Genomic DNA, 15177 nt, shown 5'->3' with positions numbered 1-15177 from the left:
TATATTATAAATGGGGGATTTTATGAAACTAAAGAAAAGTATATGCATGGGGGTAGTTATTAGTGCTATGGCTATTAATAGTATAGTGCCAATAGCTTATGCAAACGAAGCAGATGAATATGAAACTTACACAAAATCAACACCAAGGGCAGTTAGCCAAATAAAAGATATGCCAAAAGAAGTTATAAACGATCTATCTGAATTAGAAAACATGAAATATTTTAAAATGAAAACTGATTCAAATTATGAGGTGGCACTTGCTGATGAAAGTGGAGATTACAAATTTGTACAAGAAGCTTCAACAATAGAAGAAGCAGTAAGTATAGCAGATGGATTAGAATACGAGTACAAACAAAGAAATATTATACCAACGGTTATAGATAGTAAGGGAGTAATAGCTTACACAACTAATTCTATAGGTCGTATTGTTAAAGTGGGAGACGGTATATCTGAAAGTGCTATGAATTATACAGTAGATTTATATGAAGATTCTAATAAATCAAAAGTTCATACATACATTAATCATGGATATATTGATGATGTTCCAGTTATAGAAGAAACTGATACTATGGTAAAAATAGAAGTGGCAGGTTTTACTGGCTGGATAGAAAAAAGTGATAAAACTGGTACTAATATAGTGCTATTACCTATCAATCAAGCTACTAATTTAAGTTATTATGAAAGTGTAAATGGAGAATTAGTACACTATATAAGCTCTAATGTACAAGGAAATAATGGAAGTAAAAGAACTATAGGTAGAGCACCTTCTTTTATGAAATCCGGAAATAAATATTATAGTTATGATGGGAATTATTTTTATAATGACATAAACACTTTAGTATCAGATGCAAAAGCTGATAATCATGAAAATTCTATAAATGCAGGCAATGCATATTATAATTACTATCAATATTTAACAGGAAGAAGTAAAACAGTATATAACGCCAATGATATTGATAAATATTTTGAAGCTAAAACACAATCAGGAAGTGCATTAAGAGGAAGTGGAAAATATTTCATAAAAGCTCAAGATAAGCATGGAGTAAACGCATCATTTATGATAGGAATTGCAATGAATGAATCAGGAAGAGGAATGTCAACTTTATCTAAAACTAAAAATAATTTATTTGGGATAAAAGCAAATGATTCAAATCCACAAGATGCTATGAAATTTAATAGCGTAGAAGATTGTATAGACGAATTTGCTAAAACATGGATGAGTAATGGATATTTAAATCCAAAAGACTGGAGATATTCTGGAGGCAATGTAGGAAACAAAGATTCAGGATGCAATGTTAGATATGCATCAGATCCTTTCTGGGGAGAAAAAGCATCTAGCTTTATGGATGAAATGAACGTATATTTATCTTCTCAAGGAAGAGGCAGTGATTATAATAGATACAGATTAGGCTTAGTTAATAAAACATCAGATATAAAGGATAAAAAAGGAAATAGCTTATACAATGTATCTAAAGGTCAACCTGTTGTTATTTCAGATGATAGAAACTCAAATGTGGAGATAAATCCAGACAGAATAACTCCTTCAAATGTAGCAAATCCGATACCAGGAAGTTATAACTGGGGGATGAAAGGGTATATAAATGAAGGTAATATAAAAATTATAAATCAGCAAAGTTCTAAAGTGATTGTAGATAAAATTGTGGGTGAAAATAGATATCAAACAGCAGCTATGATAGCTGATAATCAAAGTTATACAAGTGCTATACTTGTTAATGCAGACAAAACTTTAGTAGATGGACTTAGTGCTAGTGGATTGTCAGGAGCTTCTAATTCACCTATACTTTTAGCTAAAAAAGATTCTCTTCCAGATGAGACTAAAGATAGACTTAAAGGTGTGACTAAAGTTTATATTATAGGGAGTTCAGATGTGGTTTCTGACTCAATAGAAAATGAATTAAAGTCAAATAAAATAGAAGTTGTAAGACTTGGTGGAACTGATAGATTTGAAACTAGTTATAAAGTAGCACAAGAAATAAAAAAAATAAATCCAAGTACAAATAAAGTATTTTTAGTAAATGGAATTAAGGGAGAACCAGACGCTATGAGTGTATCGTCTGTAGCAAGTAGAGATAAGTCTCCAATAATATTAACCGATGGTAGGGATACACAATTTTCTACTAAAAATATGCAAAGTTATGTAATTGGATCAAGTGATGTAATGAATGATAACATAGCTAAAAATACTAATGCAATAAGACTTGGTGGAATAGATAGATTTGCTACTAACAAGTTAGTAGTAGAGAAGTTTTATCCAAATACTAATGAATTTTATGTTTCAAAAGGAGATGTATTAGTGGATGCACTTACAGTATCACCCTTAGCTAAGGAATATCCAGTTGTATTAGCTAATGTTGGAAGTGATAAATCTGTAGTTAAAAATGCTACAAAGATTATTCAAGTAGGTGGAATGGATAAAAGAATTATAGATGAATGCGTACAGATTATTAAATAATTAACAAATAAGAAAGATATATTATAGTTTATTGACGCAATGTTAAAAATAACTATAATATATCTTTTTTTTCGCAGCATATACCAAAAATTGTAAGTTGATAATACTATAAAAAATACCATTTTAAACTTACATATATTATAATAGACATAATATATAGTAAATGTAGTAGGAGGGGGATTATGTTAGATAGAGAGGATTACCTAAAAGTAATTTATGATAGCCCTACACCGTGTATGTGGGCGAGCTTCATAAAACATGAAAATGAAAAGTCGTGTGACATAGAAGTCATAGGAACCAATAAAGAATTAGACAATATTGCTGAAAAAGAAATTTTAAAAAAACACAAATACAAAATAAATAGCGGAAAATACAGTGACTTATTTTCTAAGGCAGATAAATTAAATGAAATTAAAGAACTTAGTATAGTTGATTTTGTTGATATACTAGGATCTTTTTATCAAATAGACATAAGACATATATATGATGATAAATATATAGTATGGTTTACAAAGAAAATAGAACTTGATGAAAATATAAAGCTTTTATTAAATAAAATAGGAACTGCTATATGGTGCAAAGATAAATATGGCCGTTATGTATACTTAAATAAAAGTTTAGACCTATACCCAAATGCTACACCAAATAAAATAGTAGGAAAAACTGATTTTGAGGTGTTTCCAGAACAAGAAGCTAATGTTTTTGTAAAGGGTGATGAAAAATTATTAGCAGGGGAATTAGAAAGTATGGAGTCTTTAACATTTTTTAATGGAAACTGTTATTGTGGACTAAACCATGTTATTAAAAATGATGGTGATATAGTAGGTACAATAGGTATGTGTATAGATACCCTAAGAAGAAAAAATTTAATAAATGAAGAAATATCTGATACTAAGATGCTAGAATTAATAAGCGATACTATACCAGATAGTATATTCTTCAAAGATAATAGTGGTATATTTAGACATTGCAATAAAGTTTTTGCACAAAGTATGAATTTGAGAAAAGAAGATATATTAGGAAAATCAGAAGAACAAATAAATAAATCTAAAAGCAAAATAAAAAAATACAAAAAAGAAGAAGAACAAATAAGATTATTAAAACAAACTATAATATCAAATCATTCGCAAAAATGTAGGGATGGAAGTACTAAGTATTTTGAAACTGTAAAAGTTCCTTTTTTAGATGAACATGAAATGGTTGGTGGGGTATTAGGCATATCAAGAGATATATCTCATAGAAAAGAGGCAGAGCTTGAATTTGAAAGACTTAGAATGGAATTTTTTGCTAATTTATCTCATGAATTTAAAACACCATTAAACCTTATATTTAGTTCTATACAATTGATTGAGTCTATGATAGATAGAGGATATGATTCTAGTAAATACATAACTTACACTAATATAATTAAACAAAATGGATACAGAATTTTAAAAATGGTAAATAATTTAATAGATAGCACAAGACTAAACTCTGGTTGTTTAGAATTAAATAAACAAAACTATAATATAGTCGAATTTATTGAAAATATTTGTGAATCAGTTCAAAATTATGCCAATGAAGAAAATATAAGAGTAATATTTGATACTAATGTAGAAGAAAAAATTATGGCTTTTGATTTAGAAAAAGTAGAGAGAATAATGTTAAATATGCTTTCTAATGCTATTAAATATACAAAAGAAAAAGGACAAATAGAAGTTAGTTTAAATTTTGAAGAAGAATATTTGTATATAAAAGTGAAAGACAATGGAGTTGGAATACCAAAAGATAAGTTAGATGATGTATTTAAACTATTTAAGCAAATTAATAATAGAATGACCAAATTGAGCGAAGGTAGTGGGATTGGATTATCAATAGTAAAGTCTTTAGTTGATCTGCATGATGGAACTATAAATGTATATAGTAAAAAAGGTAGGGGAAGTGAATTTATAATAAAGTTACCGATAAGTTTATGTGATGAAAAAGAATGTTCTAGAAAAATTCCTAAATATAATAAATACGTAGAAAATATTGATATAGAATTTTCAGACATATACACCTCAACAAAATAATAAAATATGTAACGAATGTTACAGGATAATTTGGTAAAAATGTGTATAATAAATTCATAATAAATACTAATAAATAAACTTAAAAAAGAAATACTAAGTTTGTAGAAAGTAAAAGGAGACCTTAATTATGAGTACATTTTTAGCACCAATACACACTTGGCTTTTTGAAAAAATAAAGCTAGCTCAAGATTTAGAGAAAGAAATAGTAAAACTTCATCATGAAAAATATAAAGAAGAAGCTTTAAAAATACAAAAAGAAGCAGTTGATATATATGGAGAGTACATTAAAGATCAACCACTAGAAGATTTAATAGATGTAGGAAACATACATGGTTGGTTACAAGAACAGATAAAAGTAGTAGAAAGTAGAAGTGCATATATAATAACTAAATACTATGAACTATACAAAGAGGAAAGTAAAAGTATAACGGAGAATGCATATATTTCTCAAGCAAAAAAATGTGCAAATAATGAGAGTAACAAAATAGATTCACCAGAGAATGTTTATATATCATTGAATAACTATATATTATCAGGGATGCCTTGCGATAGAGCAAACTCTTTAACACAAAGAAACGATGATTGTGTAGTTTATGAGCAACAAGGATGTATACACAAAGCTAATTATGAATTAGGAAAAGGCAATTTACAATATCTTTATGAACTTAGAGATTTATGGGTAAAGACATTTGTAGAAAGTCTAGCAATTAAATATTTTTATCAAAAGGTAAAAAATAAAGACATTACTATCAATACAATAAAAAGGGGATAGTTTGAAATGAGCAATTATGCAAACTTACAAAAAATTATGGATGGAAAAAGGACCTTTGGAATAACCCCTCATATACCAGGGGGATTTGTACTTCCAGAAACTCTTATAAAAATAGCACAAGTAGCTAAAAAATATAATGGAGTATTAAAATTAACGTCAGGTCAGAGAATACTTATAACTAACCTTAAAGAAGAAGATTTAAAATCTATATGGAAAGAGTTAGATATGGAGCCGGCTGTTAAAAATCAAAACTCAGTTAAGAACGTTGAAATATGTCCAGCAAATTTTTGTAAGCGTTCAAAACATCCAACAATAGGGATAGGTATGAAAATAAGTAAAAATTTTCATGGAATGCTTCTACCAAATAGAACTAAAATAGGTGTAGCAGGATGTAGAAATGCATGCACAAGCATTTACAGTAAGGATGTAGGTGTATTAGTAGATGTAGATGGAAAGTTCTTTATAAGTGCAGGAGGAAGTGCAGGGTTTTATCCAAGATCAGCAGATATAATAACTAAAGGTCTATCTGAAAATGAAGCTTATAATTTGGTTAAAGTAATATTAGATTATTACAATGAAAATGGTCAGATGGGTGAAAAACTTGGTGATTTTATAGATAGAATAAGCATAGATATATTTAGAGCAGATGTACTTAAAATATCAAATTTAAAGGAGTGTTTATAACATGATAACTAAGGATACTATAATAGCAGATATAATAAAAATGAAGCCGGATGCGCCTCAAATACTTATGAGTTTTGGAATGGGATGTATAGGATGCCCATCAGCTCAAATGGAAAAATTAGAACAAGCTTGTGAAATACATGGATTAAATTTAGAAGAAGTTTTAGCTAAATTAAACCAAAACTAAAATTTAATATATTTATCAAAAAAGAGTAATTAATTAACTACTCTTTTTTAGTGAGTATACAAAATATTTATACAAAAACGAATCACAAATAAGACATAAAGTATATAGTAAAAGCAAATAAAATAAATAAATTTTGATTTTATTTGTTTTTATCTCCGTTTTATATTAAAATTAAAGTAGTGAGTTAAATAGAGATAAAAAAAACAAAGGTGTGTGTTAATTTTATGAAGGTATTAAATAGAGGTATAAGCAAAGAAAATATAGTCGGAGTTAAAAAGTATTCTAAGTGGTACAAGGTTATAGATAACGAAATCATGTTAATCATAAGTGAAGAAAAGAAAAACAGTAAAAAAGAATTAGTAAATCTTGTACAATGGAAAAACAATAAAGCACTTGTTTGTTTAGATAGTGAAGAATACAGAGCTAAATTTTTCAACAAGCACAAAGATTTAAAGGTAAGACTGTTTATAAAATTAGATACAGGATTACTTTATAATGAATATAAGACTATAGACTGGGATTTAAAAGATGATGCTATAGTAATCGAACTTGCTTAAATTTAAAAAATTTACACATTAAAAGTGAACTCTATTAAAGGGGTTCATTTTTTTTGTTGAAATAAAAAATTAAATTTTATGAAAATTTGAGATTTTATAATTAAATGTTGACTCTATACTTACTATAGAGTTTATAATAGGTCAGTAGGAAAATTTAATAAGAGGTGAAAAATATGGTAAATCAATTTTTAAAATATGCTGTTCCATCTGCTTTAGCAATGTTTATATCTTCATTATACACAGTTATAGATGGAATATTTGTAGGACAAGGTGTAGGAGATAGCGCCTTAGCCGCAATAAATATAGTGTTACCTTTTACTGTAGTATTATTTGGTATAGCAAATATGCTTGCAGTTGGAGGAGGAGCATTAGTTTCTAAAAATGTAGGAGCTGGGGATACTGATAAGGCAGTAAATATTTTTAGACAAGTATTTAAGTTACTTTTAATAGTGAGTGCTATTACAAGTATAGTATGTATAGTATTTACAGAGCCAATAGTAAAAATGTTAGGAGCAACAGATAATCTTAAACCTTTATCAGTAGATTATCTTAGATATTATGCAATATTTTGTATTCCTAATTTAGTTGGAATAGTATTAAATAGTTTTGTAAGAAATGATAATAAACCTAAGTTAGCAATGGTATCAACAATAGCAGGGGCTATAACTAATATAGCACTAGATTATGTATTTATATTTATATTTGGACTTGGTATAAAAGGTGCAGCTATTGCAACTGGACTTGGTCAAATAGTTACAGTAAGTATATTACTTCCTCATTTCCTAAGAAAAAAAGGAAATTTAAGTTTTGGAAGTGTAAGTTTAGATATGGGCACTATAAAGAACTTCTTATCAATAGGGTTCCCGTCATTCTTTGCACAAGCAAGTTTTTCAGTTATAGTATTACTTCATAATATAGCTTTAGTAAGGTATGTAGGAGAAATCGGAATTTCAACATATAGTATAATAAATTATATAACTACAAATATTTATATGGTATTATTAGGATTAACATTTGGTGCACAACCACTTATAAGTTATAACTTTGGTAAAAAAGATAAACAAACAATGCTTAAGTTTTATAATATAACTTGCAAAGCATCACTTATAGTAAGTATTTCAGCAGCTCTAATTTGTTTTGTATTTGGAAAACAAGTAGTAGGAATATTTACAAATGATCCTAAGATAGTAGAATTAGGATACACAGGTATAAAGATATCTTGTTTAGCTTATATAGTTGGGGGGATAAACTTAAACACTTTAGTTTACTTCCAAGCTATAGAAATACCTAAGTTTTCAAATTTAATTTGTTTCTTTAGATCAATGTTATTTTTACCAATATGTTTAATGGTATTACCTAACTTATTTGGTATGAATGGTATATGGTTTAGTGTATTAACATCAGAGAGTATAACATTTGTTGTTATGGCATTAATAGCTAATATAAAATCATACACAGATAAATCTGTAGATGAACAAGAAAAAGATACTCTTCAAGAAGTTGTAAATATATAATATAATAAGAATAAGTAAAAGCTATGTTTAAGTTAACTTGAACATAGCTTTTAAATTTTAAAAATTATAATAGAGGTGAAGAGTATGGAAAATCATTTTTCTATTGGGCAAATGTCAAAACTACATAATATTTCGGTACAAACACTAAGACATTATGACAAAATGGATTTACTAAAGCCTTCTTATACTAATAGCAGTACTGGGTATAGATATTATTCGACAAGAGATTTTTTGACAATGGACTTAATAAAACAATGTAAGTCTATGGGATTAGCACTAGATGAGATTAAAGAAGTAATTAAAAACTACACGTCATTAGAGTCTATATTAGATACACTAAGCAATCAGAGAAGGCTTGTAGATGATAAAATAAAAGAATTAGAAAGTATAAAATATAAAATTAATTCTCTTGAAGATAAAATAAGGCTATCTTTGAAAAATGGAATTAATGAAGTGTTTATAAAACATAATGAAGAAAGAAAATTTTTGAAATATCAATATACATCTAGATACACTGATGAGTTTGAATTAAACTTAAGAGAGTTGTTGTTAGAAATCGAGAGAACTTACGGAGATTCTAATGCTGAAATTGTTTTTACTACATCTTATTATGATATAAATAATATTAATAAAAATGCAAATAATATTCATGAGGTAACTTATAATAACGTTATGATTCATTTAGAAGAAGAAATAGATTATGAAGAAAATAAAGTCATTGTTTTACCAAAAGGAGATTATATAACTTTGTATTTTGATGATCAATACATTAATGCTTATAAATACTATAAAAAAGTTATAGATTATATTAAAAACAATAATATTAAAGTACAAGGGGATTTTTATGAAATATATATAATGACTAGAGTTGGAAATGATGGTAGAGAAAAGTCTTTAGGTCAAATTGAGATAAAAATTTAATCCTAAAATACATATAAAATAAAGTGAATGAAAGCCTTATCCTAAAAAAATAAGGCTTATTGTAAAAAAAAGTAAAAAAAGTATTGACGAAAAAAATAAAATATAATATAATTATATTTGTAGCAGAGATGCTAAACAAAAACCAGCAAAACAAAATGACTTAATGCGATCTATTAGCTCAGTCGGTAGAGCACCTGACTTTTAATCAGGGTGTCCCGCGTTCGAGTCGCGGATGGATCACCAGTTAAACTCTTAGATATTTTATCTAAGAGTTTTTTTTATACTGAAAATTATATTAATTAAGTATTAAAAATAGTTGACAACATTGATGAATTAATAATAAACTATATTTTATCAATGATATGAAAGAAGGTAAAATTATGGAAGAATTATATAAATTTATAGAAGAAAAAATAGTAGCTGCAGGTTATAATGGACCTGTAAGTGGTCAAGAAATATATGAAGAGATTAGTGATGAAATAGAAGAAAAAGAAAATGGAAGTTATATATTTATGTCAAAGAAAGAAGATGATGTTTTCTTTGAATACCAAATTGATGTAATGGATGATAATTTTAATTTATCATATATAGATATTAATACTGCACAAGGTAAAATACACGTAGACTTTGATGAAAAATAGATTGAAACAAAAAAGCTCTATTTTTTTTAATAGAGCTTTTTTGTTAAATAACTGTATTTCTAGTTTTCTTTGCTTCTAATAATTTCATATCAGCATTATTTATGACATCATTAAAATCAATATTTTTTTCGTTTAAAAAGCAAACGCCAAAACTGCATGTAGTGTGTACAGGAGTATTATTATATACAAATTTATAGTTATTAATTCCTTCTCTTAAATTTTCAGCAATAATGTAGGATTGTTCTTTAGATATATTTTCTACATATATAATAAATTCATCTCCTCCATATCGACAAGTCCATCCATTATAATTTTTAATATAGGATTTTAGTATAAATGAAACTTCTTTTAATATATAATCCCCACAAAGATGTCCTAATGAATCATTTATATCTTTAAATTTATCTAAGTCTACCATAATAATCGCTAAAGAAAATTTACAATCATTAAATTTCTTAAGATTACATGGAAGTTGTTCATTTAAATATCTTCTATTAAATGTATTTGTAAGAGGATCTTTTATAGCTAATTGGTTTAACTTATATATTTCATTTTGTAGGTCTTGAGATGTTTTATCCACGTATAAAGACGCTGATGTTTCATCTGTAATATCTCTTAGCAATTCAACAACATATTTATCATTATTTAGTTTAATAGGTGCAGCAATTACCATATAAAGTCTATCATCGATATTTTCTACTTTTGAGAAAGAAGCATTTTCATTTAACGCTCTCATGGAAATACAGTTAGGACATGAATTGCCTCTCTCCCAAAAATCAAAACAGGCATGGCTTGATGCTGTAGGTAAATCACTATCAAAATCTATAATAGTTTTATCCTGAGGATTAACTATTCTTTTAATAATAAATATATTATCTAATATATTTATATAATTTTTTAAGTCTAACAAATTGAATACCCCCTAAACTAAAAAGCTCTAATACTATATACTTATTATAAATAAAATCAAAGTAAAATTCTATGCTTAAATGATTAATAATATTCATTATGCCAATAGATATTTAACCATAAAAAACATAAATTGAAAATATAAAAATATATATTGACAAATTAATAAAAACTATCTACTATTACATTGAAAATAAAATAATATTCAAATGATATTAGCGAGAGATACCTTTTTATAAAGGAGCCGAAGACGCAATTTAAAAATGCCGATTTTTAAAGAAACTTTCAGGCAAAAATATCGTTAATTGATGGAAATCTGGAAAGACTTATAGCTTTTATAAGTCACCGAAGAAGCAAAATAATTTAAATTATTGAAACTTTCAGGTATACAAACAGAGGATATATAGGCAACTTTTATTCGAGTTGCCCATATATCCTATTTTTAATGTATAAAAATATATATGAATTGAGGAGGGGTATAAGTGAGTGAATTAAGAAAAACGACTTTAAATGATATACATAAGGAAATGGGTGCTAAAATTTTTGAATTTGGCGGATGGGAAATGCCACTAGAGTATGAAGGTATGATTAAAGAGCATGAAAGTGTTAGAAATAACGCCGGATTGTTTGATGTGTCTCATATGGGAGAAATTTTGATACAGGGAGAAGACTCTCAAAGATTTATACAAAATTTAGTTACTAATGATATAAGTATCTTAAAAAATAATGAAGTTATTTATACCCTTATGTGTTATGAAAATGGAAATGTAGTAGATGATTTATTAATTTATAAATTTAATAATGATGATTTCTTGCTAGTAATAAATGCAGGGAATACTGATAAAGATATAGCATGGATAAATGAAAAAAGCAAAGGTTACGAAGTTAATATAAATAACATATCAGGCGAAATGTCACAACTAGCAATCCAGGGACCTAAATCACAAGAAATACTTCAAAATCTTGTAGATATAGATTTAAATGAAATTAAATTTTTTAACTTTGAAAAAGATTTAAATGTATGTAAAAAAACATGTATAGTTTCAAGAACTGGATATACAGGTGAAGATGGATTTGAGATATATTGTAAAAATGAAGATGTAAAAGACATATGGAATGAAATATTAAAAGCAGGAAAAGAAGATATAAAACCAATAGGCTTAGGAGCTAGAGATAGTTTGAGATTTGAGGCTTGCCTACCTCTTTATGGAAATGAAATAAGTGAAGAGATATCACCACTTGAAGCTGGTCTTTCTTATTTTGTAAAGCTTAATAAAGATAATTTTATAGGAAAAGAAGCTTTAGTTAAACAAAAAGAAGATGGATTAAAAAGAAAATTAGTTGGATTTGAAATGATAAGTAAGGGAATAGCTAGACATGGATATGATATAGGGGTAAATGATGAAGTTATTGGATTTGTAACTACTGGATGTTCTTCACCTACATTAAATAAAATAATAGGATTAGCAATTGTTGATTCTAAATATGCAAATATTGATGGTGAAATAGATATAGCAATTAGAAAGAGAATAGTAAAAGCTAAAATTATAAAAAGACCTTTTTATAAAAAACAATATAAAAAAGATTTAAAAAGCGATACTAAAGACATAAAATTAGAAAATATAAATGAATTTTCTTATATACCAACAACAAATGAAGATAAACAAAAAATGTTTGAACGTATAGGAATAAATAATATAGAAGATTTGTTTTCAGATATACCGAAAAATTTAAGACTAGATAGAGAACTAAATTTAGATACGTATAAATCAGAATTAGAAGTAAGTAAAAAAATAAAAGACTTAGCAAATCAAAATATAAATTTAGAAAAATTGACTTGTTTTCTAGGAGCAGGAGCATATGACCATTATGTACCATCGCTTATTAAACACATAACTTCAAGAAGCGAATTTTACACAGCATACACACCATATCAAGCAGAAATAAGCCAAGGAACTCTTCAATCAATATTTGAATTTCAATCAATGATAGCAGAATTAACAAAAATGGAAATAGCAAATGCATCTATGTATGATGGAGCAACAGCAGCAGTTGAAGCTTGTATTATGGCAGTAGGTCAAACTAAAAGGAAAAAAGTAATAGTGTCTAAAACTGTTCATCCAGAAACTAGAAAAATATTAGAAACTTATATGAAATTTAATAAATGTGAAATAGTAGAAGTAGATTTTTGTAATGAATACGGGATTACAGATATAAATAGTTTAAGAGAAAACGTAGGAAAAGATACTGCTTGCGTTCTTATACAAAACCCGAATTTCTTTGGAATAATTGAAGAGATGGAAGAAATAGAAAAAATAGTTCATGAAAATAAAGCAATGCTTATTATGAGTGTAGACCCAATATCTTTAGGATTATTAAAAACTCCTGGAGAAATAGGAGCGGATATAGTTGTAGGAGAAGCTCAATGTTTAGGGAATAGTTTAAACTTTGGTGGCCCATATGTAGGATTTATGGCAACTAAGTCTAAATATACAAGAAAAATGCCAGGAAGAATAGTAGGCGAAACTATAGATAGCGAAGGAAATAGAGCATATGTATTAACACTTCAAACTAGAGAACAGCATGTAAGAAGAGAAAAAGCTACATCTAATATATGTTCAAATCAAGCTTTAAATGCTCTTAATGCATCTATATACATGTCTGTAATGGGCAAAGAAGGTTTTATGGAAGTTTCTAGACAGTGTATTAAAAAAGCTCATTATGCTTACAACAAGCTAATTCAAAGTGGTAAATATAAACCAGTATTTAAAGGAGCATTTTTTAAAGAATTTACAATATTATCTACAGAAAGTATCGATGATGTAAATAAAAGACTTCTACAAAATAGTATCCTAGGAGGATATAAGTTAGAAAAAGATTATGAAAAACTACAAAACAGTGTATTACTTTGCGTAACTGAAAAAAGAAGAAAAGAAGATATAGATAAGTTAGTTGAAATTATGGAGGGAAGATAATGAAAGATTACAATAATACGCTAATAGAAATATCTAAAAAAGGCAGAAAAGCCTATTCACTTCCAAAACTTGATATAGATGATATAAAGATAGAAGATATGATAGATGAGAATATGCTTAGAAAAGAAGAACTAAATTTGCCAGAGGTAAGTGAGTTAGATGTAGTTAGACACTACACATTACTATCTAATAAAAATTTTGGTGTAGATACAGGATTTTATCCATTAGGGTCATGTACTATGAAGTATAATCCTAAAATAAATGAGGATATGGCAGCTATTTCAGATTTTACAGAAATGCACCCTTATCAACCTGTAGGTACAGCTCAAGGTTCACTAAAATTAATGTATGATTTATCAAAGATGTTAGGTGAAATAACTGGAATGGATGAAGTAACCCTACAACCATCAGCGGGATCTCATGGTGAGCTTACAGGGCTTATGATGATAAAAAAATATCATGAAAGCAGAGGGGATTTTAAAAGAAATAAAGTAATAGTTCCAGATTCTGCACATGGAACTAACCCAGCAAGTGCAACTATGGCTGGTTTTAAGATAGTTCAAATACAATCCAATAAAGATGGAGGAGTAGACTTAGAGAAGCTAAAAAGCGTGTTAGATGATGAAGTAGCTGCTCTTATGCTTACAAATCCAAGTACACTTGGATTATTTGAGGAGAACATAGAAGAAATAGCAAAACTTGTTCATGATATTGGTGGATTATTATACTATGATGGGGCTAATATGAATGCAATTATGGGAATAACAAGACCTGGAGATATGGGGTTTGACGTAGTTCATTTAAATCTTCATAAGACGTTTTCAACTCCACATGGAGGAGGCGGACCTGGAAGTGGTCCAGTAGGCGTAAAAAAAGAATTAATTCCATTTTTACCAGTACCAATAATAGAAAAAGAAAATAATAAATATGTGCTAAACTATGATAAACCTAAATCAATAGGTAAAATTAAAAATTTCTATGGCAATTTTGCAGTAATAGTAAGAGCTTATGCTTATATATTATCTATGGGAAAAGAAGGATTAAAAGAAGCTAGTTCTATGGCAGTTTTAAATGCTAATTATTTAAAAGAAAAATTAAAAGAATATTATTATTTACCTATAGACCGTGTATGCAAACATGAATTTGTATTAGGTATTGATAAAAAGCAAGGAATAGATGTTAAGACTATGGATATAGCTAAAAGATTGCTAGACTATGGGTATCATCCACCTACAATTTATTTCCCACTTATAATAAGTGAAGCAATTATGATAGAACCGACTGAGACTGAAAGTTTAGAAGTATTAGATGATTTTATAGATGCAATGAAAAAAATAGCTAAAGAAGCTATAGAGAATCCACAAATTTTAAAAACTGCACCACACAACACTACTATAAAAAGAGTGGATGAAGCAAGAGCAGTAAAGACGCCTGTATTAACTTGGCATAAAAATTAAATAAATTAAAATGCTGTAGACTAACAAGTACTACAG

12 protein-coding genes, 1 tRNA gene and 2 riboswitches are annotated in these 15177 nt (G+C 27.6%); of the genes, 12 read left to right on the top strand and 1 reads right to left on the bottom strand.

The features are described 5' to 3' along the window. Positions 1–22 precede the first annotated feature (22 nt). The 10 genes from QOZ84_RS02880 (at position 23) to QOZ84_RS02835 (ending at position 9800) form a co-directional block, all read left to right on the top strand. Positions 23–2473: a cell wall-binding repeat-containing protein gene (locus QOZ84_RS02880; protein WP_284131454.1), complete on the top strand. Its 2451-nt coding sequence runs from the start codon at positions 23–25 to the stop codon at positions 2471–2473. Positions 2474–2655: 182 nt separating this feature from the next. Beyond that, the gene (locus QOZ84_RS02875) at positions 2656–4524 is read left to right on the top strand and encodes a PAS domain-containing sensor histidine kinase (protein WP_284131453.1); all 1869 of its coding nucleotides are present in this window, start codon (positions 2656–2658) and stop codon (positions 4522–4524) included. Positions 4525–4651: 127 nt separating this feature from the next. Continuing rightward, on the top strand, positions 4652–5296 hold the full coding sequence (locus QOZ84_RS02870; RefSeq protein WP_284131452.1) for a hypothetical protein: 645 nt from the start codon (positions 4652–4654) through the stop codon (positions 5294–5296). A gap of 6 nt (positions 5297–5302) precedes the next feature. Continuing rightward, the gene (locus tag QOZ84_RS02865; RefSeq protein ID WP_284131451.1) at positions 5303–5980 is read left to right on the top strand and encodes a nitrite/sulfite reductase domain-containing protein; all 678 of its coding nucleotides are present in this window, start codon (positions 5303–5305) and stop codon (positions 5978–5980) included. Between the two features lies 1 nt (position 5981). Then, positions 5982–6167: a DUF1858 domain-containing protein gene (locus QOZ84_RS02860; protein WP_026901602.1), complete on the top strand. Its 186-nt coding sequence runs from the start codon at positions 5982–5984 to the stop codon at positions 6165–6167. Positions 6168–6391: 224 nt separating this feature from the next. Beyond that, complete coding sequence (locus tag QOZ84_RS02855) at positions 6392–6724, top strand: hypothetical protein (RefSeq protein WP_051590301.1); 333 nt, start codon at positions 6392–6394, stop codon at positions 6722–6724. A 173-nt stretch (positions 6725–6897) separates the two neighbouring features. Beyond that, positions 6898–8238, top strand: coding sequence for an MATE family efflux transporter (locus QOZ84_RS02850; protein ID WP_284131450.1), 1341 nt, complete (start codon positions 6898–6900; stop codon positions 8236–8238). Between the two features lie 84 nt (positions 8239–8322). After that, positions 8323–9159 carry a MerR family transcriptional regulator gene (locus QOZ84_RS02845; protein ID WP_284131449.1) on the top strand — a complete coding sequence of 279 codons (837 nt, stop codon included), beginning with the start codon at positions 8323–8325 and terminating at the stop codon, positions 9157–9159. Between the two features lie 167 nt (positions 9160–9326). Continuing rightward, positions 9327–9402, top strand: a tRNA-Lys gene (locus tag QOZ84_RS02840). A gap of 137 nt (positions 9403–9539) precedes the next feature. Beyond that, on the top strand, positions 9540–9800 hold the full coding sequence (locus QOZ84_RS02835) for a hypothetical protein (RefSeq protein WP_284131448.1): 261 nt from the start codon (positions 9540–9542) through the stop codon (positions 9798–9800). A gap of 43 nt (positions 9801–9843) precedes the next feature. Here the strand turns inward: QOZ84_RS02835 and QOZ84_RS02830 are convergent, their stop codons facing one another. Further along, entirely contained in the window at positions 9844–10710 is an 867-nt protein-coding gene (locus QOZ84_RS02830) for a GGDEF domain-containing protein (RefSeq protein ID WP_284131447.1), read from the bottom strand. Positions 10711–10918: 208 nt separating this feature from the next. Beyond that, positions 10919–11020: riboswitch (glycine riboswitch) on the top strand. Positions 11021–11024: 4 nt separating this feature from the next. Then, positions 11025–11106: riboswitch (glycine riboswitch) on the top strand. A gap of 85 nt (positions 11107–11191) precedes the next feature. On the opposite strand from QOZ84_RS02830, the gene gcvPA reads away from it, so the two are divergent. Next, positions 11192–13684, top strand: a complete 2493-nt coding sequence (gcvPA, locus tag QOZ84_RS16580) for an aminomethyl-transferring glycine dehydrogenase subunit GcvPA (protein WP_331496502.1) — start codon at positions 11192–11194, stop codon at positions 13682–13684. Continuing rightward, entirely contained in the window at positions 13684–15141 is a 1458-nt protein-coding gene (gene gcvPB, locus QOZ84_RS02815) for an aminomethyl-transferring glycine dehydrogenase subunit GcvPB (protein WP_284131446.1), read from the top strand. The genes gcvPA and gcvPB overlap by 1 nt, the downstream gene beginning before the upstream one ends. Positions 15142–15177 lie beyond the last annotated feature (36 nt).

Origin of the sequence: Romboutsia sedimentorum, from assembly GCF_030131845.1 — a bacterium.
GTDB classification, from domain to species: Bacteria; Bacillota; Clostridia; order Peptostreptococcales; family Peptostreptococcaceae; genus Romboutsia_D; species Romboutsia_D sedimentorum.
Note: the sequence above shows the minus strand (reverse complement) of the source record. Positions and strands in the feature narration are given on the sequence as shown.

What these genes read in the sequence shown, in the direction of transcription:
- QOZ84_RS02880 (WP_284131454.1), top strand. Translation starts at nt 23, where the DNA reads ATGAAACTAAAGAAAAGTATATGCATGGGGGTAGTTATTAGTGCTATG.
- QOZ84_RS02875 (WP_284131453.1), top strand. Translation starts at nt 2,656, where the DNA reads ATGTTAGATAGAGAGGATTACCTAAAAGTAATTTATGATAGCCCTACA.
- QOZ84_RS02870 (WP_284131452.1), top strand. Translation starts at nt 4,652, where the DNA reads ATGAGTACATTTTTAGCACCAATACACACTTGGCTTTTTGAAAAAATA.
- QOZ84_RS02865 (WP_284131451.1), top strand. Translation starts at nt 5,303, where the DNA reads ATGAGCAATTATGCAAACTTACAAAAAATTATGGATGGAAAAAGGACC.
- QOZ84_RS02860 (WP_026901602.1), top strand. Translation starts at nt 5,982, where the DNA reads ATGATAACTAAGGATACTATAATAGCAGATATAATAAAAATGAAGCCG.
- QOZ84_RS02855 (WP_051590301.1), top strand. Translation starts at nt 6,392, where the DNA reads ATGAAGGTATTAAATAGAGGTATAAGCAAAGAAAATATAGTCGGAGTT.
- QOZ84_RS02850 (WP_284131450.1), top strand. Translation starts at nt 6,898, where the DNA reads ATGGTAAATCAATTTTTAAAATATGCTGTTCCATCTGCTTTAGCAATG.
- QOZ84_RS02845 (WP_284131449.1), top strand. Translation starts at nt 8,323, where the DNA reads ATGGAAAATCATTTTTCTATTGGGCAAATGTCAAAACTACATAATATT.
- QOZ84_RS02835 (WP_284131448.1), top strand. Translation starts at nt 9,540, where the DNA reads ATGGAAGAATTATATAAATTTATAGAAGAAAAAATAGTAGCTGCAGGT.
- gcvPB (WP_284131446.1), top strand. Translation starts at nt 13,684, where the DNA reads ATGAAAGATTACAATAATACGCTAATAGAAATATCTAAAAAAGGCAGA.